The organism is Pseudomonas profundi (assembly GCF_008638305.1).
GTDB classification, from domain to species: domain Bacteria; phylum Pseudomonadota; class Gammaproteobacteria; order Pseudomonadales; family Pseudomonadaceae; genus Halopseudomonas; species Halopseudomonas profundi.
The window spans coordinates 140,386-163,285 of record NZ_VTPZ01000008.1; the positions used below are offsets into that span (position 1 = coordinate 140,386).

At 58.2% G+C, this 22,900-nt stretch carries 18 protein-coding genes and 3 pseudogenes; 17 read left to right on the forward strand and 4 right to left on the reverse strand.

Features of this window, described 5'->3' with window-relative positions:
• Positions 1-75: 75 nt before the first annotated feature.
• The gene (locus FZE95_RS12395; protein ID WP_150301183.1) at positions 76-849 is read right to left on the reverse strand and encodes a ferredoxin--NADP reductase; all 774 of its coding nucleotides are present in this window, start codon (positions 847-849) and stop codon (positions 76-78) included.
• A gap of 101 nt (positions 850-950) precedes the next feature.
• On the opposite strand from FZE95_RS12395, the gene FZE95_RS12400 reads away from it, so the two are divergent.
• Positions 951-1,841 carry a LysR family transcriptional regulator gene (locus tag FZE95_RS12400; RefSeq protein ID WP_150301184.1) on the forward strand — a complete coding sequence of 297 codons (891 nt, stop codon included), beginning with the start codon at positions 951-953 and terminating at the stop codon, positions 1,839-1,841.
• Positions 1,842-1,890: 49 nt separating this feature from the next.
• On the opposite strand, the gene FZE95_RS12405 is transcribed toward FZE95_RS12400, so the two are convergent.
• From FZE95_RS12405 to FZE95_RS12415, 3 genes are all read right to left on the reverse strand, one after another.
• Positions 1,891-2,427, reverse strand: coding sequence for a glycine zipper 2TM domain-containing protein (locus FZE95_RS12405; protein ID WP_150301185.1), 537 nt, complete (start codon positions 2,425-2,427; stop codon positions 1,891-1,893).
• Between the two features lie 123 nt (positions 2,428-2,550).
• Positions 2,551-5,469, reverse strand: coding sequence for an EAL domain-containing protein (locus tag FZE95_RS12410; RefSeq protein WP_150301186.1), 2,919 nt, complete (start codon positions 5,467-5,469; stop codon positions 2,551-2,553).
• A gap of 62 nt (positions 5,470-5,531) precedes the next feature.
• Entirely contained in the window at positions 5,532-6,428 is an 897-nt protein-coding gene (locus tag FZE95_RS12415; RefSeq protein WP_150301187.1) for a LysR family transcriptional regulator, read from the reverse strand.
• A 141-nt stretch (positions 6,429-6,569) separates the two neighbouring features.
• Here FZE95_RS12415 and leuC point away from each other — a divergent pair, with 141 nt between their 5' ends.
• The 16 genes and pseudogenes from leuC (at position 6,570) to FZE95_RS12490 (ending at position 22,861) form a co-directional block, all read left to right on the forward strand.
• Entirely contained in the window at positions 6,570-8,003 is a 1,434-nt protein-coding gene (leuC, locus tag FZE95_RS12420; protein WP_150301188.1) for a 3-isopropylmalate dehydratase large subunit, read from the forward strand.
• Positions 8,000-8,647, forward strand: coding sequence for a 3-isopropylmalate dehydratase small subunit (gene leuD / locus FZE95_RS12425; protein WP_150301189.1), 648 nt, complete (start codon positions 8,000-8,002; stop codon positions 8,645-8,647). Before leuC ends, leuD begins: the two co-directional genes overlap by 4 nt.
• 36 nt (positions 8,648-8,683) lie before the next feature.
• Positions 8,684-9,447, forward strand: a pseudogene (locus tag FZE95_RS12430) (class I SAM-dependent methyltransferase).
• 41 nt (positions 9,448-9,488) lie between these two features.
• The gene (gene leuB, locus FZE95_RS12435; RefSeq protein ID WP_150301190.1) at positions 9,489-10,571 is read left to right on the forward strand and encodes a 3-isopropylmalate dehydrogenase; all 1,083 of its coding nucleotides are present in this window, start codon (positions 9,489-9,491) and stop codon (positions 10,569-10,571) included.
• Between the two features lie 73 nt (positions 10,572-10,644).
• Positions 10,645-11,757 (forward strand): aspartate-semialdehyde dehydrogenase, encoded by a 1,113-nt coding sequence (gene asd / locus FZE95_RS12440; protein WP_150301191.1) that lies wholly within the window; start codon positions 10,645-10,647, stop codon positions 11,755-11,757.
• 91 nt (positions 11,758-11,848) lie between these two features.
• Complete coding sequence (locus FZE95_RS12445; protein ID WP_150301192.1) at positions 11,849-12,868, forward strand: aspartate-semialdehyde dehydrogenase; 1,020 nt, start codon at positions 11,849-11,851, stop codon at positions 12,866-12,868.
• A 228-nt stretch (positions 12,869-13,096) separates the two neighbouring features.
• A pseudogene (locus FZE95_RS20190) lies at positions 13,097-13,843 on the forward strand (type IV pilus assembly protein FimV); the annotation flags it as partial.
• Between the two features lie 1,866 nt (positions 13,844-15,709).
• A pseudogene (locus FZE95_RS20195) lies at positions 15,710-15,886 on the forward strand (FimV/HubP family polar landmark protein); the annotation flags it as partial.
• Between the two features lie 3 nt (positions 15,887-15,889).
• Positions 15,890-16,747, forward strand: coding sequence for a tRNA pseudouridine(38-40) synthase TruA (gene truA / locus FZE95_RS12455; RefSeq protein ID WP_150301194.1), 858 nt, complete (start codon positions 15,890-15,892; stop codon positions 16,745-16,747).
• 57 nt (positions 16,748-16,804) lie between these two features.
• Positions 16,805-17,419: a phosphoribosylanthranilate isomerase gene (locus tag FZE95_RS12460; protein WP_150301195.1), complete on the forward strand. Its 615-nt coding sequence runs from the start codon at positions 16,805-16,807 to the stop codon at positions 17,417-17,419.
• Complete coding sequence (gene trpB / locus FZE95_RS12465; RefSeq protein ID WP_256669827.1) at positions 17,412-18,629, forward strand: tryptophan synthase subunit beta; 1,218 nt, start codon at positions 17,412-17,414, stop codon at positions 18,627-18,629. Before FZE95_RS12460 ends, trpB begins: the two co-directional genes overlap by 8 nt.
• A gap of 11 nt (positions 18,630-18,640) precedes the next feature.
• A complete protein-coding gene (trpA, locus tag FZE95_RS12470; RefSeq protein WP_150301197.1) occupies positions 18,641-19,444 on the forward strand; it encodes a tryptophan synthase subunit alpha in 804 nt (267 codons plus the stop codon).
• 43 nt (positions 19,445-19,487) lie between these two features.
• A complete protein-coding gene (accD, locus tag FZE95_RS12475; RefSeq protein WP_150301198.1) occupies positions 19,488-20,399 on the forward strand; it encodes an acetyl-CoA carboxylase, carboxyltransferase subunit beta in 912 nt (303 codons plus the stop codon).
• On the forward strand, positions 20,399-21,700 hold the full coding sequence (folC, locus tag FZE95_RS12480) for a bifunctional tetrahydrofolate synthase/dihydrofolate synthase (RefSeq protein WP_150301199.1): 1,302 nt from the start codon (positions 20,399-20,401) through the stop codon (positions 21,698-21,700). The genes accD and folC overlap by 1 nt, the downstream gene beginning before the upstream one ends.
• On the forward strand, positions 21,684-22,316 hold the full coding sequence (locus FZE95_RS12485; RefSeq protein ID WP_150301200.1) for an SPOR domain-containing protein: 633 nt from the start codon (positions 21,684-21,686) through the stop codon (positions 22,314-22,316). The genes folC and FZE95_RS12485 overlap by 17 nt, the downstream gene beginning before the upstream one ends.
• 62 nt (positions 22,317-22,378) lie before the next feature.
• A complete protein-coding gene (locus tag FZE95_RS12490) occupies positions 22,379-22,861 on the forward strand; it encodes a CvpA family protein (RefSeq protein ID WP_150301201.1) in 483 nt (160 codons plus the stop codon).
• Positions 22,862-22,900 lie beyond the last annotated feature (39 nt).

A 22,900-nucleotide genomic window follows, 5' to 3' on the forward strand; every position in this document is an offset into this window, starting at 1 on the left:
TCGGGTCTTTTGGAAGAATAACGCCGGCCTCGTCTGAAGCCGGCGATCCACGAGTTGGCGCGCTGCCAACCCGGCCTATTTTTCTACGAACGCCCGTTCAATCACGTAGTGCCCCTGATCGCCATGCCGTGCTTCCTTGAAGCCCTGCGCATCAAGGATCTGGCAGGTGTCCTTGAGCATGTTCGGACTGCCGCAAAGCATGAACCGGTCGTTCTCCAGATCGATGGGCGGCAGCCCGATATCATCGAACAGTTTTCCGCTGTTCATCAGATCGGTAAGTCGGCCCTGGTTGCGGAATGGCTCGCGGGTGACAGTGGGATAATAGATCAGCTTGTCGCGCACCATATCGCCGAAGTATTCATGGTTCGGCAGATCCTGGCCGATCAGATCCTGATATGCCAGTTCACGAACGTACCGGCAACCGTGCACCAGAATCACCTTGTCATATTGCTCATAGGTTTCCGGATCCTGGACGATGCTGATAAAAGGTGCCAGGCCGGTACCGGTGCTGAGCAGGTACAGATTCCGGCCCGGGATCAGATGGTCGAGCACCAGTGTGCCGGTAGGCTTGCGGCTCAGCATGATCTGGTCGCCTTCCCTGATATTCTGCAACCGCGACGTCAGCGGACCATCCGGCACCTTGATGCTGAAAAACTCCAGAGTGTCTTCGTAGTTCGGGCTGGCGATACTGTAGGCGCGCATCAACGGACGACCCTCGACTTCCAGACCGATCATGATGAAATGACCGTTCTTGAAGCGAAACCCCGGATCGCGGGTGGTCTTGAAGCTGAACAGGTTGTCTGTCCAGTGGTGTACGCTGAGAACGCGTTCGGTGTTGAATCCCGCCATTTTCAAATGCTCCTTAGCCCGTCTGATGGCGTGAATACTACGCTCTGGTAGTATATCGGTTAAGCGACTTGTATCTCTTTAGCTAAACGGAAATACCGATAATGAAATTTACCCTGCGCCAGTTAGAGGTCTTTCTTGCTGCGTCCTTTTACGAGAACCTGACGCGTGCCGCGGAGAGCCTGTCCATGTCGCAATCCGCTGCCAGCAGCGCCCTGCGGGATCTGGAAAAGCAGTTCGGTGTACAGCTGTTTGACCGGGTCGGCAAGCGGCTGCAGCTGAACGAACTGGGTAACACCGTGCGGCCCAAGGCTCGCGCCCTGATTGATCAGGCGCAGAGCCTTGAGTTGGCATTGGCGAACCATGCTGATGTCGGAGATCTCAAGGTGGGCGCAACCCTGAGTATCGGCAATTACCTTGCGGTAGAGATCATGGCGCGCTACATGGTCGAACAACCCGGTGCGCGGGTTGAGCTTGAGGTCGCCAACACCGCAACGATCGTGCGCAAAATCGCGAACTTCGAGCTCGACATCGGTTTGATCGAAGGCGAAACACACCATCCCGAGCTGGAAATGAAGTACTGGCGCGATGATGAGCTGGTGGTTTTCTGCGCACCGGATCACCCCTGGGCCGGTAAGCCATGGCTGACGGACGAGGAGCTGGTGGAAGCCGAATGGGTAGTGCGCGAGCAGGGTTCGGGCACGCGACAGCATTTCGAATGGGCCTTGCACGGGTTGCTGCCGAGGCTGCAATTCAAGCTCGAGCTGCAGCATACCGAGGCAATCAAGCGTGCGGTGGAAGCGGGGCTCGGCATCGGTTGCCTGTCAGCCATTACCTTGGTCGAAGCCTTCAAACGCGGCAGTCTGGTGCCCCTGCCAGTGCCGCAGCGAGACTTCAAGCGCAGCTTCTATTTCGTGCTTCAGCGCAACAAGTTCCGCAGCGCCGGTATAGAACGCTGGCTGGAAATGTGCAGAGAAGCCGAGGAGCAGGCATAAACGAAAAGACCGGGCGCAGGCCCGGCCTTTTCTGCAACATGAAAGCGGTTTAGAGCGTATCGAGATTCAGCTTGCCATCGGTCAATGCGATCTGCTTGCCGGGGTGCTCGCTCATGCGAACGCTGCCCTGTTCCTCACCGATGCGGTAATCCACCTGGTAGCCAACCACTTTGGTAGTAGTGTCGTAAACTGTTTCACAGCGGTTTTCGATAGTGGTGTAGGTGCTGTTCGCCTGCAGTTTTTCCTGTGTCTTGTTGCCGGCGTAGCCGCCTGCCGCAGCGCCCGCCACAGTGGCGATCTTCTTGCCGCTGCCGCCGCCAACCTGATTGCCCAGAACGCCGCCGACGACAGCCCCGGCAACTGAACCGATAATCTGGTGCTGATCCTTGACCGGCTTCTGGCGGGTAACTGCCACGTCCTGGCACACCTGCCGTGAAGTGCGCTCGTCTTCCTTGATCTCCGCCACGCTGACGACGTCTGCGTGAGTGGGCGTCTTGGGTGCCAGTGCGTTATATCCGGCGATAGCGCCGCCCGCAGTGGCTACGATGGCGCCTATGACAATTCCTGACAGCATTGATTTATTCATGGGTAACGCTTCCTTATTTCCGGATTCCGGCACGGCCGGCGATTATGCCGGGCCTCGGACATCATCCCATAGGAAATGGTTCAATAATCTTACATTTGGCGCCGATGTGAAGTGGGGCGCGAATCAGCTCTGCCGTGCGCTCTGCTGTGCGACACGGAATACTTCGAGCATATGCACAAGCCTGTCGGCATCCACTGCAGGACAAAATAAGGCTCCCTGAAAGTAATCGCAGGGGAGGTGGTCGAATACGGCGAGTTGCTCGCGGGTTTCAACACCTTCTATCACAACCTCCAGATCCAGGCTGTGAGCTATGCCGATAATGGCGCGCACTACGGCAGCGTCGTGAGGGCTGGCTGCGCAGTTCTGAACAAATGATTGATTGATCTTGAGCACGTCGACGGGGAGGCGCTTGAGGTAATTGAGCGATGAGTAGCCAGTGCCCAGGTTGTTCAGGGAGAGTAGTACGCCCTGTTGATGCAGTACGGTCATCCTCGACAGAGCTCCGCTCATGTCCTGAATGACTGCACTTTCCGGTACGCCGAGCTTGAGGCAGCGCGCAGGGATGCCGCTGGCATACAGTGCATGATTGAGATGTGGGATGAAATCGGCGTGATGAAATTGCCTGGGGCTGACGTTAACGCTGACACGGAACTGTGTGGGCTCGGCCAGGCCCGATGCCAATAGTTGTGCTGTCAGTTGGCCGGCCTGTTCGAGCTGCCAGTGCCCGGTCTCAATGAGTATGTCGCTTTGCTCCAGCGCGTCTTCGAACGCTCCGGACGCAAGCAACCCCCGGACCGGATGATCCCAGTACAGGAAGGCTTCGACGCCGATAACGCGCTGTCTGGAGACATCGAATTGGGGCTGATAGCGGATCCGCATCTGGCCACACTGAAGCGCCTGTGCTAATTCCGTCTCAATTTCCAGGCGCTCGACGGCCTGGGTCTGCATGGCTTCCTCGAAGAAAGCAATGCCGTTGCGGCCGCTCTCTTTTACTCGGTACAGCGCAATGTCGGCGCGCTTTAGCAGCTCCTCAGGATTGTCGCCATGATCCGGAATGAGTGCGATGCCGACGCTTGTGCTGAGTTGCAGACTGTGACCATCGATGTCCATTGGTTCAGCCAGCACATTCAACAGCTTCACTGCACTCTGGTTGATCTGCTCCACAAAGGACTGCTCATTTTCTTCGAGCCCGCTGATGAGAACCACAAACTCGTCGCCGCCCAGCCGGGCGACGGTGTCTTCCTTGCGCACTACCGAGAGCATGCGCCGCGTCACTTCGCACAGCACTGCGTCGCCGAACGCATGTCCCAGCGTATCGTTGATCTGTTTGAAGCGGTCAAGGTCAAAGAACAGCAGTGCGCCCTTCAGTCTGTGACGGTTATACAGCGCGATGTTCTGCACGAGCCGGTCACTGAGCAGCAATCGGTTGGGCAGATCCGTCAGAGCGTCGTGATAGGCGAGGTGTCGGACCCGTTCTTCGATGTACTTCTGTTCGGTGATATCCCGGGCGGTGGTCAGCAGGCAGTCGGTGCCGTTAATGTCGAGCGTTTCGACAGATATCAGCACGATACGAATCTGGTCGTATTTGTCACGCAGGCGTAATTCACGCTGGCGTATCCGGCCGCAGCGTTTTAGCTCAGCCAGGATTGCAGCACGCTCTCCAGGTTCGGCCCACAACTCAAGCTCTGCGCTGGTACGGCCGATGGCTTCGGCCGGTGTGAAGCCGGTAAGACGGGTAAAGCCTTCATTGACCTCCAGGTGTCGGCCCGAGCGCTTCTCGGTAATACTGATTGAGTCGGGACTGGCGCGGAAGGCGCGGGAGAATTTGTTTTCGGAGGCGCGCAGGGCGCTTTCCGCTGCCTTGCGCGCAGTAATATCTTTGAGGCTTACGAGTGTGCATTGCCGACGGTTGATGGTAAACAGCGCGCTGGAAAGTTCGCAGGTATGTGTCCGGCCATTCACATGGCGTACGTCGATCTCATCTACATGCACGGCTTTGCCTGCCAGCAAACCGGCAATGGTGAGCTGGGAATCATTCGACGGGTTTATCAGCCTTGTTTCTGTCAATCGCATGCCGATCACGTCTTGCAGGCGGTATCCGAAAGTACGGATGAACGCGCGATTCAGCTCGATAATCACGCCGCTGTCGGTATACATCAGCAGGTATGGCTCGGGTGCGCCCTGGAACAGCTCGGAAAACTTCCGTTGGCTCTCCGCCAATGCTTGCTCACTTCGACGTCGTTCAGTGATATCCAGCAGCGTGCCGGTCAGGCGCAATGGCTTGTCTTCAACGTCCCGGTCCAGGCGTGCGGTCGCTTCGAGCCACTTCAAGCTGCCATCCGGTTGGCTGATACGATAGGTCAGTCGGTGGCGGCGTCGGCGACCGCGGCAGATCGCAATGAAGGCACGGCGCATGGCGCGCTGATCTTCCTTGAGCACCACGGTCATAAAGGTTTGTATTAGTCCTTTCCAGGCGTTCGGCGAGCAACGGTGAAGTACCGCCGACCGCGCCGAGGCATTCAGCAAGCCGCTCTGGATGTCCAGCTCCCATATCCCCATTTGTGAGGCATCCAACGCAAGAGCAAGGCTATCCTGATCGGGGAGGGTTGTGTCCCCAGCATCGAGGGGCGATGGGCGGTGACTTCCTCGAGGGCTTGCAAGCGGCTGAAACAGATACAAACGGTGGGGCCCGTTGGCAAGGGATACACGTTCGATGCTGAGGCTACAGCTGAGCATTCTGCCGTCACGGCAGCGAAGCGATGTTTCAAGCGTTATTGGATACTCTCCGGCGGCAAATCGTGCAAGCCATTGCTTGCGCCCGGCGGCATTGGGCCAAAGCGGAAATCTCCCGTCCTGCTGACCCTGCAGCGCCTGCGATTTCCAACCAAACAGTTGGTCGAATGCGCTATTCGAATCGAGAATCTGGTCGGACTGATCACCCACCAACAGGCCTGCGGTGGGCATGCGGTGGAAAAGAATGCCGAAAGCATCATCCTGATATTGCCCGGTGTCAGCTACGTGGGCCCCTGACACATACTCCATGGAAGGTTCCTGCGGCGGTAGGTAAGTCGGTCTGTTCTGAAAATAGCTGGTTGGCTGACGGGCTACAAGGCCAGTGGTCTGTAAACTTGCGCTGGGTGCGTTTTGAGCATGTCGATCATGGCGCGCCCTGCGTTTGACATGGTTTTGCCGCTATGCCAGATGCACCCCAGCTGTCTGACCAGGTGAGTGTCCGGAACGGTCAGGCTGCGCACCTGCTCATCTAGCATGGTGCGCGGTAATACGCTCCATGCCAGGCCGATGGAAACCATCATTTTTATCGTTTCAAGATAATTGGTACTCATGCTGATTTGTGGCGTAATGCCATGCCGCTCGAACGCCTGGCTGACGATACGGTGGGTAAAGGTATTCAGCCCCGGAAATACGGCCGGGTAGCTGGCCAATTGTTCCAGCGTGATGTGTCGTTCAATGGCAAGTGGATGATCTGGGGCTACGACGAATTCCAGCACGTCGTTCCAGATGTTCTCTGCAATGATCGGCGACTCAACCCTTGGCGCGAGAGTAATCACCGCCAGTTCGACTTCGCCATGCATGACTCGGTCGTGTGCGACCTCGGAATCCAGAAAATGAATATCCAGCGCGACCTCGGGATAGCGCTTGGTATACTGCCGGAGCACCGGCGGCAGCCGATGAAGCCCTATATGGTGGCTGGTGGCGAGCGATAAACGGCCTTGCACAGTGGACGACAGGTTGCTGAGAGCCCGCTGCGTGTCACCCAGCACGCCGAGGATGTCCTCTGCGCGGGGTTTGAGCACACGGCCTGCCTCCGTCAGGGTTATATGTCGACCGATTCGGTCGAACAGCCGAGCGCCGAGCTGGGTCTCGAGGGCTGCGATTCTCTTGCTTATCGCCGGCTGGGTAAGATGCAGTGATTCGGCCGCTCGCGAAAAGGATCCGCTGGCCGCAACCGCCAGAAAAGCAGACAGATTCGCAGTGTCCATAGGTATTCCAGTTGGTAATCCAAACCATGAATATAATGAATTTGTTTTATTGGTTGCCAGCTTTTAGTATTCGCCATGATTAGCAACGCAGGTTCTGCATGACGGCGTCCGACCGTCCTCGGCCTGATTCAGGAGATCAGCATGTCCGCCAAGACGCTTTACGACAAGCTTTGGGATAACCATCTGGTTAAACAGCGGGACGATGGTTCCGCACTGCTTTATATCGATCGCCACCTGTTGCACGAGGTGACCTCGCCGCAGGCTTTTGAAGGGTTGCGGTTGGCTGGTCGCAAGCCCTGGCGCATTGATGCGAACCTGGCGACGCCAGACCATAACGTGCCGACTACCAATCGGTCGGCGGGGGTAGCGGGTATCGACGATCAGGTCTCCAAGCTGCAGGTCACCACCCTGGACGACAACTGTCTGGACTTCGGCATCATGGAATTCCAGATGACTGATCGCCGTCAGGGCATTGTGCACGTGGTCGGTCCGGAGCAGGGGGCTACATTGCCGGGTATGACCATCGTCTGTGGTGATTCGCATACCGCAACGCATGGCGCTTTTGCGGCCCTGGCGCATGGCATCGGCACCTCCGAAGTCGAGCACGTGCTGGCCACCCAGTGCCTTGTCGCCAAGAAAATGAAGAACATGCTGGTCAACGTTGAGGGCAAGTTGGGCTTTGGCGTGACGGCCAAGGACATTGTCCTGGCCGTCATCGGCAAGATCGGTACCGCCGGTGGTAACGGGCACGCAATTGAATTTGCCGGTTCCGCGATTCGGGATCTGTCGATCGAAGGGCGCATGACCATATGCAATATGGCTATCGAGGCGGGTGCGCGGGTTGGTCTGGTTGCCTGCGACGAGAAGACCATCGATTACGTCAAGGGTCGTCCCTACGCGCCCAAGGGTGAGGACTGGGAGCGGTCAGTTGCAGCGTGGCAGGATCTGGTCTCGGATGCCGAGGCTGAGTTCGACACAGTTGTTGAACTGGACGCGACGCAGATTCAGCCCCAGGTGTCCTGGGGTACGTCTCCGGAAATGGTCGTTGCCATCCACGACAAGGTGCCGGATCCGACACAGGAAGCGGACGCCGTCAAGCGCAGCGGTTATGAACGCGCGCTGCAGTATATGGGGCTCGCGGCCAACCAGCCGATCAGCTCCATCAAGCTTGATCGGGTATTCATCGGTTCCTGTACCAACTCGCGTATCGAAGATCTGCGCGCCGCAGCGGCTGTCGCGAAGGGCCGCCACGTTTCGCCAATGATCAAGCAGGCGATGGTGGTGCCGGGCTCCGGACTGGTCAAGGAGCAGGCCGAAAACGAGGGTCTGGACAAGATCTTTCTGGCCGCGGGTTTTGAATGGCGCGATCCGGGTTGTTCCATGTGTCTGGCAATGAACCCTGACCGCCTGCAGGCGGGCGAGCATTGCGCTTCAACGTCCAATCGCAACTTCGAGGGTCGTCAGGGCAACGGGGGGCGCACGCACCTGGTCAGCCCGGCAATGGCAGCTGCGGCCGCTATCGCTGGTCATTTTGTCGACGTTCGGGAAATGCTCAAGCAGGAGGTAAGCGCATGAAGCCTTTTACACAGCACACCGGCCTGGTTGCACCGCTTGACCGCGCCAATGTCGATACGGATCTGATCATTCCAAAGCAGTTCCTGAAGTCGATCAAGCGTACCGGCTTTGGTCAGAACCTGTTCGACGAACTGCGTTACCTTGACGAAGGTTTCCCGGGTCAGGACTCCACCAACCGCCCGCTGAACCCTGACTTCGTACTCAATCAGCCCCGGTATCAGGGGGCAAGTGTGCTGCTGGCGCGCAAGAATTTTGGTTGCGGCTCCAGTCGCGAGCATGCGCCATGGGCGTTGGAAGAGTACGGTTTTCGCGCCATCCTTGCGCCGAGTTTTGCCGATATCTTTTATAACAACAGCTTTAAGAACGGGTTGTTACCCATTGTTTTAAAAGAAAAAGATGTTGACGACCTGTTTCGGCAGGCAGAGACGGAAGAGGGCTATCAGCTGACCATTGATCTCGACGCACAAACCGTCACCCGGCCCGACGGTGTCAGCTATTCCTTCGAGATTGACGAGTTTCGCAAGCATTGCCTGCTTAATGGTCTGGATGATATCGGCCTGACTCTTCAGGATGCCGATGCCATCCGGAACTTTGAAGAGCAGCACAAACAGGCCAATCCGTGGCTGTTTGGTGCGATCAAGTAGCTCAACGTAGGTGCACCAGCTCGCCGGAGGAGCGCGATGAGCAAATTGGCACATGACCAGGTCGTTCAGCGTCAATTCGGCGAGCAGGCGCAGGCGTATCTGCAGAGCGGCATTCATTCGGTTGGGCCTGAACTGGCCGAGCTGGCGGAAGCCGTAACGCAAACGCGGCAGGCTCAGGTGCTGGATCTGGGTTGTGGCGCCGGCCACGTCAGCTTTCATGTGGCGCCGCTGGCAGGGACTGTTGTCGCTTACGACCTGTCGCAAGGGATGCTTGATGTAGTCGCCGCCACAGCCGCGGCAGAAAAGCTTGGCAATATAAGCGTCAGGCAGGGCGCGGCGGAGCAATTGCCCTTCGCGGATGAAAGCTTTGATTTTGTATTCAGTCGGTATTCGGCGCACCACTGGTACGACCCGCAGCAGGCATTGCGCGAGGTTCGGCGCGTGCTCAAGCCAGACGGTCGAGTTGCTTTTGTTGACGTTGCTTCACCTGGCGAGGCCTTGGTGGATACCTACCTTCAGACAGTAGAAGTGTTGCGCGACACCAGCCATGTGCGCGATTACTCCGCGACCGAATGGCTCGACATGTTCAGTTCGGCTGGGTTGCTGGTATCCGGTCACCGCATGCAACGGTGTCACTGGAGTTCAGTTCCTGGGTCGGCCGCATGCGCACTCCCCGCGCTATGACTGTGGCTATTCGCCTTTTGCAACAATCAGTTAGCGAAGACGTTGTAAGTTTTTTCGAGATATCAGGTGACGGTTCATTCAGCACCGATGTGATCGTGCTGTGGGGCGGTCGCTGATTTGTATTCACCAGACGCTGCGGCGTTAACAGAGAGAGATTATGAGTAAGCAGATTCTCGTTTTACCCGGTGACGGCATCGGTCCGGAGATTATGGGCGAGGCCGTCAAGGTGCTTGACCTGGCAATCGAAAAGTTCGATCTCGATATGCAACTTGAGACCGACGACCTGGGTGGTGCGGCCTATGACCGTTATGGTTCGCCGTTGGCTGATGAGACGCTGGAGCGCGCTCGCAAGGCGGATGCGATTCTGCTCGGGGCGGTAGGCGGGCCGAAATGGGACTCGATCGATCCGTCTCTGCGCCCTGAGCGGGGATTGCTGAAAATCCGCTCGCAGCTGGCGCTGTTCGGCAACCTGCGTCCGGCCATTCTGTATCCGCAGCTGGCCGATGCGTCGACGCTGAAGCCTGAGGTGGTATCAGGGCTGGATATTCTGATCGTGCGCGAATTGACCGGTGGCATTTACTTCGGTCAGCCACGCGAGCGCCGTACGCTCGAGAATGGCGAGCGACAGGCCTATGACACCTTGCCCTACAGCGAAAGCGAGGTTCGTCGCATCGCCAAAGTCGGTTTTGACATGGCCATGGTGCGCAATAAAAAGCTCTGCTCGGTCGACAAGGCCAATGTGCTCGCCTCCAGCCAGCTATGGCGGGAAGTGGTTGAAGAAGTGGCCAGGGATTATCCCGAGGTCGAGCTTTCGCATATGTATGTCGATAACGCTGCCATGCAGCTGGTACGTGCGCCCAAGCAGTTCGACGTCATCGTCACTGACAACATGTTCGGCGATATCCTGTCGGATCAGGCGTCCATGCTCACGGGCTCCATCGGCATGCTGCCCTCGGCATCGCTGGACTCGAACAACAAGGGTATGTATGAGCCGTGCCATGGCAGCGCGCCTGACATCGCGGGGCAGGGCATCGCCAATCCACTGGCGACCATCCTGTCCGTTTCGATGATGCTGCGTTACAGCTTCAATCAGGTTGCCGCTGCTGATGCCATCGAGAAGGCGGTCAGCCTGGTTCTCGATAAAGGGTTGCGCACTGGAGACATCATGTCGGAGGGCTGCCGTCGGATAGGCACCGCCGAGATGGGTGATGCCGTGGTAGCGGAATTGAAAAACCTGTAATCTGTACGGCTACGTGCATTCGGCTCATGCCGGATGCAGCTGTTTCTGAATTTTTACCCCCCGGGGGGCAAATATGAAAAGAGTTGGACTGGTAGGTTGGCGTGGCATGGTCGGCTCCGTGCTGATGCAACGCATGCGTGAAGAAAACGATTTCGACAACATCGAGCCGGTGTTCTTCACCACCTCCAATGTGGGCGGCCAGGGTCCGGATATCGGCAAGGATATCCCGCCGCTGATGGACGCCTTCGATCTGGAATCCCTGAAAACGCTGGACGTTGTCATCACCTGTCAGGGTGGCGATTACACCCAGACCGTGTATGCGAAGCTGCGCGCCGAAGGCTGGAATGGTTACTGGATCGACGCTGCTTCCACCCTGCGCATGGAAGACGAGGCAGTCATCGTCCTCGATCCGGTTAACCGTCGGAACATCGATCAGGCGCTGCGTGACGGGGTCAAGACCTACGTCGGCGGAAACTGTACTGTAAGCCTGATGCTGATGGGGTTGGGAGGCCTGTTTGAAAACGGTCTGGTCGAGTGGATGACTGCCATGACCTACCAGGCAGCCAGTGGCTCCGGCGCGCAGAATATGCGGGAACTGATTAACCAGATGGGCACAATCAACGCCTCTGTCGCTGACAAACTGGCTGATCCAGCCAGCGCGATCCTGGAGATTGATCGCACTGTTGCCTCGACGCTGCGTGATGACAGTTTCCCGGTTGAGCATTTTGGTGTGCCATTGGCCGGCAGCCTGATTCCATGGATCGACAAGCAGCTGCCGAACGGGCAGAGTCGTGAGGAATGGAAGGCGCAGGCGGAGACCAACAAGATCATTGGTCGTAGCGGTCGTCCTATCCCGGTGGACGGCATCTGCGTGCGAATTGGTGCCATGCGCTGTCACAGCCAGGCATTGACCATCAAGTTGAACAAGGATGTGCCGCTCGCTGATATCGAGGCGATGCTGGATGCACACAGCCCTTGGTCGAAGGTAGTGCCGAACGAGAAGGAAGCCACTCTCCGGGATCTGACACCGACGACTGTTACCGGTAATCTGACCGTTCCCGTAGGCCGCTTGCGCAAACTGAACATGGGCTCGCAGTATCTGTCCGCGTTCACTGTAGGCGACCAGTTGCTATGGGGCGCTGCAGAGCCGCTACGTCGCATGCTGAACATTCTCCAAGAAGACTGAGGCTGGTCCAGCTCGATAGTCTGAGCAGGCCTGACAGGGCATTCCCGTTATCTCGGGGATGCCCTTTTTGTTTTAAAATCAAGGGGTTGTAATGACGAAGTCATGTGATGTGGCAATAGTAGGTGTGTACGGGATCGTCGGTGAGAATGTGATGAGTCTGCTGGAGGATCACGCATTTCCCTTTGCTACGGTGCATCTGCTTGAAACCAGGGAAGCGGCTGGTGGCAGGCTGATGGTCCATGGGCAGAGTCAGCGGGTGGAGATTGTCGAGCAGTTCGATTTCAGCCGGGTTCAGCTCGCGCTGTTTGTTGGCGACATGGACCTGGCAGCCGAGTGGGCCCCCAAAGCCGTGGCTGCCGGATGTGCTGTGGTTGATGCCACCGGCGCCTTCCGTGATGCGGATATCCCCCTGGTGGTCGCTGAAGTTAACCCTCAGTCTTTGGCCGGGTTCGCGACGCGGCGCATTGTTGCCTGCCCTGATAGTGAGGTTGCACAGGCTGCAGTCGCGTTGAAACCGCTGCTTGATGACGCTGGGCTGCGGTCGGTGAACATTGCGACCTATCAGTCCATGTCTACTCAAGGCAAGGAAGAGGTCGAGGCCCTGGCGTTGCAGACGGGTCGGTTACTCAACGGTCAGCCTGCAGAGCGGGGCGCATTCGACAAGCAGGCTGCATTCAACCTGATCCCACGCATCGGTGAAGTAGACGAAAACGGCGATAGTCAGTCTGAACGGCGCCTTGCCGAGGATTTGCGGCGAGTGCTGGGTCTGCCGGATCTCCCGGTGTCTGCGACCTGTGTACTGGTGCCTATCTTTTTTGGCACTGCCCAGGCGATACAGGCGCGTACCGAACAGGTAATTGCCGGCAAACGTCTTGGCACGCTCGTGCGTAAAGCCAAAGGAATCAAGCTGCTGGACAAGCCGGCCGAGGGCGGTTATCCAACGCCAGTCAGCGATGCCACGGGCAGTGACCATGTCTGGATAAGCCGTCTGCGTCAGGACCGTCTCGAGCCGCACTCAGTCAATCTGTGGGCCGTGTCGGATAATCTGCGAAAAGGTGTCGCACTTAACAGTCTTGAGGTCGCTGGGTTGTTGATAAAAGATTTTTTGTAATCAATACTTGCTGTGGATTTCAACTTAGCGGTTAAGGTTTGCAGAAGCAGACTTACGTAAGGCTCTGATGGGTATACGGGTAGTCTCTATCGGATGGGGGGAGTACAGGGCCGATAGAGATAGCCGGAGTCTTAGACGCGTGAAAAAACGATAAAGCAAAGGATTTTCGCTATGGTTCGCAAACTGGTTTTGGCTGTCACCGCGGCAAGCGCCTTGATGTCTTCCAATATGGCTCTGGCTCTGGGAGTAGGTGATATAAACCTGCGTTCAGCGTTGAATCAGCCCCTCGAAGCAGAGATCGAGTTGCTTCAGGTCAAGGATTTGTCCAGTGAAGAGATTCTGCCCACCCTCGCGTCAGCAGATGATTTTGGAAGGGCAGGTATCGACCGGGCGTTTTTTCTCACCGATCTGAATTTCACCCCCGAAATCAAGCCCGACGGGCGAGCAGTGATCAAGGTTACCTCCAGCAGACCAGTCAACGAACCCTTTCTGAACTTCCTTATGGAGGTACGCTGGCCTTCAGGTCGAGTGCTTCGCGAATTTACCGTACTGCTTGATCCTCCCCTGTATCAGACGTCATCTACTCCTGTCACTGCAGCGGCACCGGTAACCCCTCCGAGTGCCCCCCGCCAGCAAGCGTCAGCGCCTTCTCGACCTACGCAGCAGGCTGCGGCTGCGCGACCTACGCAGCAGGCTGCGGCTGCGCGCCCTGCACAGCAGGCGTCATCCGCTGCGTCTGAAGGGGGGACTCTACGCACCAGTCCTTCCGATACGCTGTGGGAAATCGCCCTGGCACACCGGCCGCGCGGCGCTTCAGTACACCAGACCATGCTGGCCATCCAGGATCTCAATCCCCAGGCGTTCCTGAACCAGAACATAAATACCATGCTGGCGAACCAGACGTTGACCTTGCCTGATGCTGAGCAGGCATCGCAGCGAAGTCGCGCTAACGCCCTGGACCAAGTTGCCCAGCAGACCAGCGCCTGGCAAAGCGGCCGCAGGGCGGCTGAGCCATCGCAGCGTCAGCTCGATGCGCGACAGCGAGAAACTGCAGCGGCTGCGCCCGCCGAAGCCGATACCAGCGATTCGTTACGGCTGGTTGCCGGGTCTGAAGATGGCGGTGGCTCGGACTCCGCGGGTGGCAACGGCGAAGGTCAGCTACGTGATGCGCTTGACCGCACCAAGGAACAGCTCGATTCCGCTGAGAGTGAAAAAGCCGAATTGGCTTCGCGTCTCGACGATGTTCAGGGACAGCTGGAAACCTTGCAGCGGCTGCTGACATTGAAAGACACCCAGCTTGCTGCGTTACAGGAGCAAATGGGTAACGTGGCAGCGCAAGAGGCCGGTGCTGAGCCTGGCGCGCCTGAGAGTGCTGCTGTGGAAGAGGAATCACCGGTCGACCCCCAATTGGCGGGCACAGCCGAGCCGGTGGGATCGGATAACGAGTCGGAGTCTGCCACTGCACAGGACGAGGCCGCGCTCGCCGAGGTATCGACATTGGATAACGAGGCAGTATCGGCCGCCGATGCGCCCGTTGAGCCCGTTGCTGTCGCAGAGGCGCCGAGCGTAAGCGAGCCTGTGGAAGCAACGTCTTCCGCGCGACCGGAAGTTGCAGCGGCACCGACCGAGTCCGCAGAGCCAGCCGAAGTCAGTGCAACACAAGCTGGCGGCATCGAGGGAATGCTTCAGCGCTTCCTGCAAAACCAGACCCTGATGTTGATAGCAGGCGCCGCGGCGCTGTTCATATTACTGCTGATCCTGATGTCGATTTCGCGCCGTAACGCTCGTCGCGAGCAGGAGTTGTCGAATGATTTCCTCGGTTCATCGGTAGACTCGGACAACGATATCGGTACGCATGACGGTGAGGATTTCAATGTTGCTCTGGCTAACTTTGACGAACCGGAAGATGACCAGCGTCTGAATCGGGATGTGATTACCGAAGCTGACGCACTGGTTGCCTATGGGAAACTGGCTGAGGCGGCTGAAACCCTGCGCTCTGCAATCGATGATGAGCCTGGACGTACCGATCTGCGGCTCAAGCTGATGGAGGTCGAGGCGCTTCAGGACCACCCTCAGGGCTATGCAGAGCAGGCTGAAGCGGTCGAGCATCTGGGCGGGGCGGATGCGCAGCTGGCGGAAATGAACGCACGGTTCCCGGCCATGGCTGCAGGTCTGGTCGGGGCCTCGATGGTGATCAGTGATCTGGACGAAAATGAATTCGACCTTGATCTCGATACGGCCCCGGGTGGTACTGACGACACGAGCGACTCCCTCTTCGAAGAGGACGCCCGCAACTTTGACTTCGGCGATCTCGACGAGCCTGCCCAGCCGAAAGACAGTCTCTTCGAAGACAAGCAAGATGAGAACGATGCGTTCGATCTGGATTTCGATCTGGACGACTCGCTTGCCGAAGAGCTGGCCAAGCCTGAGCCGACTGACGAAGCAACTGCTTCAGGATTCGACCTTGATCTGGATGATGAGCTTGACTCTGAAACGGCGTCCTCCGCGTACGCTGATGATTTCGATGACGCTGATCTGGTATTGCCTCCACGCAATGGGAATGACGCGCTGACCGAGTTGGATGTTATCGATCCGCTTGAAGCTGATGCTGCTGCTACCGGCACCGGCGAGACAGCGGAAACCGAACAGACAACGGGTGACTTCGGTTTTTCTGATGCCGATCTGGCGGACTTTGAATCCGAGCTCAACGCGTCGATCGAAGCGGAAACTGAGGCAGCGGAATCTGAAGCCGACGCCGGGAAGCTATCTTCGTTGCCTGATGCACTGGACCCTTTCACTGGAAATATGCCCACCGATCAGGCGATGAGTGAAAGCATGGAAGATGAGTTTGACTTCCTGTCCGGCACCGATGAGTGCGCAACCAAGTTGGACCTTGCCCGTGCCTACGTTGATATGGGTGACGAGGAAGGTGCGCGTGATATCCTTGCTGAAGTGATTGAAGAAGGGAACGATCAACAGCAGCAGGATGCGCGTGAAATGATGGAGCAACTGGCCTGACAAATGGTTTCACAAACCTTCGAAGCGGCCGCCCCTGAGGCGGCCGTTGTTGTTTCAAGGGTAGCCGCCTGTATCGAATATCGCGGCACGGCCTATCGTGGCTGGCAACGCCAGCAAAGTGGCGTCCGCAGCGTTCAGGAAGCGGTCGAAAAGGCGCTTTCCAGAGTGGCAAATCATCCTGTGAGCACGGTGTGTGCAGGGCGGACGGATGCAGGCGTCCACGCGTCCAGTCAGATCATCCACTTTGACAGCGATGCAAGGCGTTCCATGGCCAACTGGTTCCATGGCGCGAACGCCAACCTGCCCGCGGATATCAGCCTGGCGTGGGCGCAGCCGGTAGAGCAGGACTTTCACGCCCGGTTTTCCGCAAAGGCCCGGCGCTACCGTTATGTTATCTACAACGACCCGGTGCGGCCGGCGCACCTCGCTCATGAGGTGACGTGGAATTACAGGACGCTGGATATCGAACGGATGCAGCAGGCCGGTGCGCTACTGGTCGGGGAGCATGATTTCTCCGCTTACCGCGCGGTTGCCTGCCAGGCTAAATCGCCGGTCAAGACGATCCATCATTTGCGCCTGGTTCGCTTCGGCCAGTTCATTGTGCTGGACGTTCGGGCGAACGCCTTTCTGCATCACATGGTGCGCAACATTGCTGGCGTATTGATGGAAATTGGTTGTGGCGAGCGGCCGGTAGAGTGGGCCGCAGAGGTGCTGAAAAGTCGAGACAGGCGGGAAGGAGGGTTGACCGCGCCGCCGTTCGGTCTGTATCTGGTTGATGTTACCTACCCTGAGCGGTTCCAGCTTCCTCATCGTTATATGGGGCCACATTTTCTGTCTGCGCTGAATTCGCTGGACGACTGACGCTCTCCGGATGATCTGCTACTATCGTCAGCCCTCGATTTCAAACGGGCATAGCGAATGGTACGAGTAAAAATCTGTGGCATCACCCGGGTGGAGGACGCGCTGGCTGCGGCCGCCGCCGGTGCCGATGCCATTGGCCTGGTGTTTTATGCAGCCAGCCCGCGTGCCGTCAGTATCGAACAAGCCCGCATCATTCAGCAGGCGCTACCGCCTTTCATTTCCACCGTGGGACTGTTTGTTGACGCGACTGCCGAACAGCTCCGCGAGGTGTTGGCCCAGGTTCGCCTGGATATGTTGCAGTTTCATGGCGATGAACCGGACGACTTCTGCCGACAGTTCGGAATTCCCTACTTGAAAGCCATCCGCGTCAGGCCCGGACAGGATGTCAACGCGGCAGCCGCACAATGGCCGGGCGCCTGCGGCATCCTGCTCGATAGTTATCGCCCCGGCGTCCCTGGCGGCACGGGTGAGGTGTTTGACTGGACCATGATCCCCGCTGAGCGCAAATGGTCGCTGGTGCTGGCCGGCGGACTCGATACCGCCAATGTGCAGCAGGCGATCACTCAGGCTCACCCCTGGGCCGTTGATGTGAGCGGCGGTGTAGAGCTTTCGAAGGGCAAAAAAGATATCGACAAAATCAATGCTTTTATCAGAGAGGCCAAGCGTGTCTGACTCTAACCCGATCGATTTTTCAGCTGTTCCGGATAACCGGGGGCATTTTGGTCCCTACGGCGGACGCTTTGTTTCCGAGACCTTGATGGATGCGCTCGAAGAGCTCGAGTCGCTGTACAACCGTTTATCCGCCGATGCCGACTTTCAGGCCGAATTTGATCGAGACCTCGCACATTACGTTGGTCGTCCGTCGCCGCTCTATCTGGCTGAGCGTCTCACCGCAAAGGTTGGAGGCGCACAGATCTATCTCAAACGTGAAGATCTCAACCACACTGGCGCACACAAGGTAAACAATACTATCGGCCAGGCGCTGCTCGCCAAGCACATGGGCAAGCCACGGGTCATTGCCGAAACCGGCGCGGGCCAGCACGGGGTTGCGACCGCGACAGTGGCTGCCCGGCTAGGCTTGAAATGTCAGGTATACATGGGTGCCGAGGACGTTCAGCGGCAATCATTGAACGTTTACCGTATGAAGTTGCTCGGCGCTGAAGTCATTCCGGTGACATCAGGATCAAGAACCCTCAAGGACGCAATGAACGAGGCGATGAGGGACTGGGTCACCAACGTGGATGACACTTTCTACATCATCGGTACCGTCGCCGGTCCGCATCCTTATCCCAAGCTGGTTCGGGATTTTCAATGCGTTATCGGCCGCGAAGCCCGCCAGCAATGCCTGGATCAGACCGGCGTGTTGCCTGATGCGCTGGTCGCCTGTGTAGGCGGTGGCTCCAATGCGATCGGCCTGTTTCATCCGTTCCTAGAAGATTCTGCCGTGCAGATGTACGGTGTCGAGGCTGGCGGGCGCGGTATAGAGACAGGGCAACACGCAGCGCCTCTGTGTGCTGGCCGCCCGGGTGTCTTGCATGGCAATCGCACCTACCTGATGGAGGATGACGCCGGCCAGATCATCGAGACCCATTCCGTCTCTGCAGGGCTTGATTATCCTGGCGTCGGGCCGGAACACAGCTGGCTCAAGGATATCGGCCGGGTCAATTACGTGAATATCACCGATGACGAAGCCTTGACCGCGTTCCGCGAGCTGACGCGGATCGAAGGCATCATGCCGGCGTTGGAATCCAGTCACGCGGTGGCGTACGGAATGAAACTCGCCGCTACCATGCGCCAGGATCAACGAATCGTCATCAACCTGTCCGGGCGCGGCGACAAGGACATTCACACCGTTGCAGGCATCGACGGAATAAGCATCTAGAAGAGTCTGAAATGAGCCGAATTCAACAATGTTTTGAAAACCTGCGCAGTGAAGGCCGCAAAGCCCTGATTCCCTACGTCACCGCAGGTGATCCCGATCCGTCCATGACGCTGCCGCTGATGCATGCACTGGTCGAGGCGGGCGCTAATATCATCGAGCTGGGCATCCCTTTTTCCGACCCGATGGCTGACGGTCCGGTGATCCAGCAGGCGATGGAGCGCGCCCTGTTGCACCATGTGAGCCTGCGCCAGGTGCTGGATATGGTTCGCGCGTTCCGCGAACAGGACCAGACGACACCTGTAGTACTGATGGGGTATTTGAACCCGGTTGAGCGCATGGGCTATGAAACCTTCGCCCGGGAGGCAGCTGACGCCGGAGTGGACGGCGTATTGACAGTCGACCTGCCCCCTGAGGAAGCCGATGAAGTGATTGGCTTTTTCAAGCAGCATGATCTGGACTGTATCTTCCTGATGTCGCCGACGACAACCCTGGACCGTGCCCGCCGAATCTGCGAGCAGGCCAGTGGTTATGTCTATTATGTTTCACTGAAAGGTGTGACCGGATCCAGTGCTCTGGACGTCACCGATGTGGCAAGCAAACTCGAAGCGCTGCGCACTGTGACCGATTTGCCTATTGGCGTTGGGTTTGGCATACGCGACGGTGAGTCCGCTGCGGCGGTGGGCAAGGTCGCAGACGGCGTGGTGGTTGGTTCGGTGTTGGTCAACAAGATTGCGACCTACGCCAGCCAGCCGGAACAGGCCCGCGAAGCGATCGCCGCGACCATCAGAGACATGCGACAGGCGATGGATCAGTGAGCAGTTCAACTCGAACAGCAGATAAATTGAATAAGGATTGGCAATGAGCAACTGGCTGGTGGATAAACTGATTCCTTCCATCGTACGCTCTGAGGCTCAGAAGAGCAGCGTACCAGAAGGCCTATGGCGTAAATGTCCCTCCTGTGATGCAGTGTTGTATCGACCGGAGCTGGAAAAGAATCTGGACGTGTGCCCCAAGTGCCAACATCACTTGCGCATCAATGCCCGCCGCAGGCTGGACATTTTCCTGGATAAGGAAGACCGCACTGAAGTGGCCGCTGAACTGGAGCCAGTCGATAAGCTGAAGTTCCGCGACAGCAAGAAATACAAGGATCGCCTGACCGCCGCGCAGAAGGAAACCGGCGAGAAGGACGCTCTGATAGTGATGCAAGGCAAGCTGAAGGGCATGCCGATCGTCGCCAGCGCCTTCGAATTCAGTTTCATGGGCGGCTCCATGGGCAGCGTAGTAGGTGCGCGTTTCGTCCGGGGCGCTGAGATTGCCCTGCGTGAGCGCATCCCTTATGTGTGCTTCCCGGCCTCTGGCGGTGCGCGGATGCAGGAAGCCTTGTTCTCCCTGATGCAGATGGCCAAGACCAGCGCCGCGCTGGCCCGGCTCAAGGAAGAGGGTATCCCGTTCATCTCCGTGATGACCGATCCGGTGTATGGCGGCGTGTCGGCGAGCCTGGCGATGCTTGGCGATCTGAATATGTCCGAACCCAACGCGTTGATCGGTTTTGCCGGTCCGCGAGTAATTGAGCAGACCGTTCGTGAGAAGCTGCCGGCCGGCTTCCAGCGCAGTGAGTTCCTGCTTGAGCATGGTGCGCTGGACATGATCGTCTCGCGCCTGGAGATGCGTGACCGTGTGGCCAGCATTCTGTCGATGATGACCGGCGTGGCGCTTCAGCCCGGAACCGAGCTGACCGAGACAACTGAAGACGAGGCCGACGAGGTCTGATGACGCCGCGCAGTCTCACCGAATGGTTGACCCGTCTGGAAGGGCTGCATCCCAAGGAAATCGATATGGGGCTTGCGCGGGTCAATCGTGTCGCCAGCCAGCTGGACGTGCTGCGGCCGGCCTCGCTGGTTTTCACCGTGACCGGCACCAACGGCAAGGGCAGCAGCTGTGCCGCGCTTGCATCGCTTCTGCACCAGGCCGGCATGCGTGCCGGCTGCTACACCTCCCCGCATCTTGTCCGCTATAACGAGCGCATCAGCATCGCCGGCCAGCTGGCCACTGACGACCAGCTCTGTCTGGCCTTCGAGGCTGTGGAACAGGCCCGGGGTGAGGTTTCGCTTACCTATTTCGAGTTCGGTACGCTTGCTGCGCTGTGGTTGTTCAAGGATGCAGAGCTGGATGCCGTCGTGCTTGAAGTAGGCCTCGGCGGCCGGCTGGATGCGGTCAATGTGGTCGATGCGAATGTCGCTGTGGTCACCAGCATCGGTCTGGATCATCAGGAATATCTTGGCGACACGCGCGAACTGGTGGGCTATGAGAAAGCTGGCATTCTTCGCCAGGGTCGCCCCGTGGTATGTGGGGAAATCGACCTTCCTGCAAGCTTCATCGGCGAAGTGAACCGGCTGAATGCGAACTTGCTGCAGCGCGGCTCGCAATTTGACTGGTCGCACACGACAGATGGGCGCTGGTCGCTGTATGGCCTAGATTGTAAGAGCCAGTCGCGCACGCTGACCGATCTTCCGGCGGTGCGCCTTCCCCGTGACAACCTGGCGGTGGCGATACAGGCATTCTGGGCTGCAGGTCTGGAACTGTCGGACACCCTGTCAGCTCAGGCCCTGCGCGACGCCTACGTGCCCGGGCGCGTGGAGTGGCGCACGGTGAGCTGGCTCGGTCAGCCGCGCAGGGTGTGTCTCGACGTCGGGCATAACCCTCACGCGGCCGCGTTTCTGGGCGCGTCACTGCAGCAACGTCCGGTTACCCGTCATGCCATTTTCGGCCTGCTTTCGGATAAGGATCTCCCCGGTGTGGTGGAGCCATTGAGCGGGCTGTTCGAGTCCTGGGCGGTCACGCCTCTGCCAAGCCCGCGCAGCCGGTCCGCTGAAGAACTCGCAGAACATCTGATCGCCAGAGGCGAGCGAGCCGAGCTTTTCCAGTCCGTCGCAGACGCGTTGCGCGATGCGCTGGATAACACGCCGGCGACAACCGAAATAGTGATTTTCGGATCGTTTTTTTGCGTGGCAGACGCCATACTCTGGCTTTCCGAACACACTCAGGAGCTGACCGATGGATCAAGGCCTTAAGCAGCGCATAATCGGTGCACTGGTACTTATCGTAGCTGCCGTGGTGTTCCTGCCCATGCTGTTGTCCGGACAGGACGAGACGGTCACGGTGGAGATCGATGCCCCTCCTGCGCCCCAGATGGACGAGCGCGAGATTGACGTGGCTGCGCCAGTGGAATTACCGCAGCCCGAACAGGTCCCTGACTTGCCGCCCACACCCTTACCCGATCCCGAACCTATCCCTTTGCCCGAGCCTTCTGAGCCGCCTGAACCACCTGAACCGGCGGTTGCAGTAGCGCCGACGCCACAACCCGCTGACGCAATCCCGCCTGCGCCTGCCGAGCCGGCGCCGTCTCAGCCGACGCAAGCAGCGTCCGCTCCGACCGGCGACTGGGTAGTGCAGCTGGGAAGCTTCTCCAGCACCTCCAACGCAGAGGGTTTGCGCGAAACGCTGTTGACCCAGGGCTACAACGCCTATACCCGGTCTTCCAGTGTCGACGGTCAGTCGCTCACCCGTGTATTCGTCGGGCCGGTAATCGATCGTGAGGGTGCGAACCGTCTGCGCGACGAGTTGGCACGCCGACATGGCAGCAAGGGAATGGTCGTCGCATACGACTCCGACAATCGCTCGCAATGATGTTTCGATCCGATACGGCGCTCTGATAGAATGACGCACTTTTCGCAGCAGGGCGCCGAATAGTGACATTCACCTGGGTAGATTGGGTAATAATCGGGACCATTGTCGTATCGGCTCTAATCAGCCTGACTCGTGGCTTCGTCAAGGAAGCCCTGTCCTTGCTGACCTGGGTGATCGCTGGCCTGGTAGCCTGGATGTTCGGCGGGGCCTTTGCCGACCTGCTCACCGGCTATATTGAAACGCCATCGCTGCGTGTCATCGTGGCCTGCGGTATTCTCTTCGTTCTCACATTGATTCTGGGTGGATTGCTCAATTACCTGATCGGTCAGCTGGTTGTGGCGACCGGTCTGTCGGGTACTGATCGCTTCCTCGGGATGGTCTTTGGCGCCGCGCGAGGCGTCTTGCTGGTGGTCGTGGCTGCTGGATTGTTGAGCCTGGCCCCGGTAGAGGCTGATGAGTGGTGGCGTCAATCGCAACTCATTCCCCATTTTTTGCTGGTGGCCGACTGGTCCAAGGATTTCATCCTGGGTTTGATAGGTCGCTGATTTCCGCCTTCCTCGGCGAGCGCGTTTCAACGTTAACGA

Bases quoted from the DNA above. Each gene is read 5' to 3' on its own strand.
- FZE95_RS12395 (WP_150301183.1), bottom strand. From the start codon at position 849: ATGGCGGGATTCAACACCGAACGCGTTCTCAGCGTACACCACTGGACA.
- FZE95_RS12400 (WP_150301184.1), top strand. From the start codon at position 951: ATGAAATTTACCCTGCGCCAGTTAGAGGTCTTTCTTGCTGCGTCCTTT.
- FZE95_RS12405 (WP_150301185.1), bottom strand. From the start codon at position 2,427: ATGAATAAATCAATGCTGTCAGGAATTGTCATAGGCGCCATCGTAGCC.
- FZE95_RS12410 (WP_150301186.1), bottom strand. From the start codon at position 5,469: ATGGAGTATGTGTCAGGGGCCCACGTAGCTGACACCGGGCAATATCAG.
- FZE95_RS12415 (WP_150301187.1), bottom strand. From the start codon at position 6,428: ATGGACACTGCGAATCTGTCTGCTTTTCTGGCGGTTGCGGCCAGCGGA.
- leuC (WP_150301188.1), top strand. From the start codon at position 6,570: ATGTCCGCCAAGACGCTTTACGACAAGCTTTGGGATAACCATCTGGTT.
- leuD (WP_150301189.1), top strand. From the start codon at position 8,000: ATGAAGCCTTTTACACAGCACACCGGCCTGGTTGCACCGCTTGACCGC.
- leuB (WP_150301190.1), top strand. From the start codon at position 9,489: ATGAGTAAGCAGATTCTCGTTTTACCCGGTGACGGCATCGGTCCGGAG.
- asd (WP_150301191.1), top strand. From the start codon at position 10,645: ATGAAAAGAGTTGGACTGGTAGGTTGGCGTGGCATGGTCGGCTCCGTG.
- FZE95_RS12445 (WP_150301192.1), top strand. From the start codon at position 11,849: ATGACGAAGTCATGTGATGTGGCAATAGTAGGTGTGTACGGGATCGTC.
- truA (WP_150301194.1), top strand. From the start codon at position 15,890: ATGGTTTCACAAACCTTCGAAGCGGCCGCCCCTGAGGCGGCCGTTGTT.
- FZE95_RS12460 (WP_150301195.1), top strand. From the start codon at position 16,805: ATGGTACGAGTAAAAATCTGTGGCATCACCCGGGTGGAGGACGCGCTG.
- trpA (WP_150301197.1), top strand. From the start codon at position 18,641: ATGAGCCGAATTCAACAATGTTTTGAAAACCTGCGCAGTGAAGGCCGC.
- accD (WP_150301198.1), top strand. From the start codon at position 19,488: ATGAGCAACTGGCTGGTGGATAAACTGATTCCTTCCATCGTACGCTCT.
- folC (WP_150301199.1), top strand. From the start codon at position 20,399: ATGACGCCGCGCAGTCTCACCGAATGGTTGACCCGTCTGGAAGGGCTG.
- FZE95_RS12485 (WP_150301200.1), top strand. From the start codon at position 21,684: ATGGATCAAGGCCTTAAGCAGCGCATAATCGGTGCACTGGTACTTATC.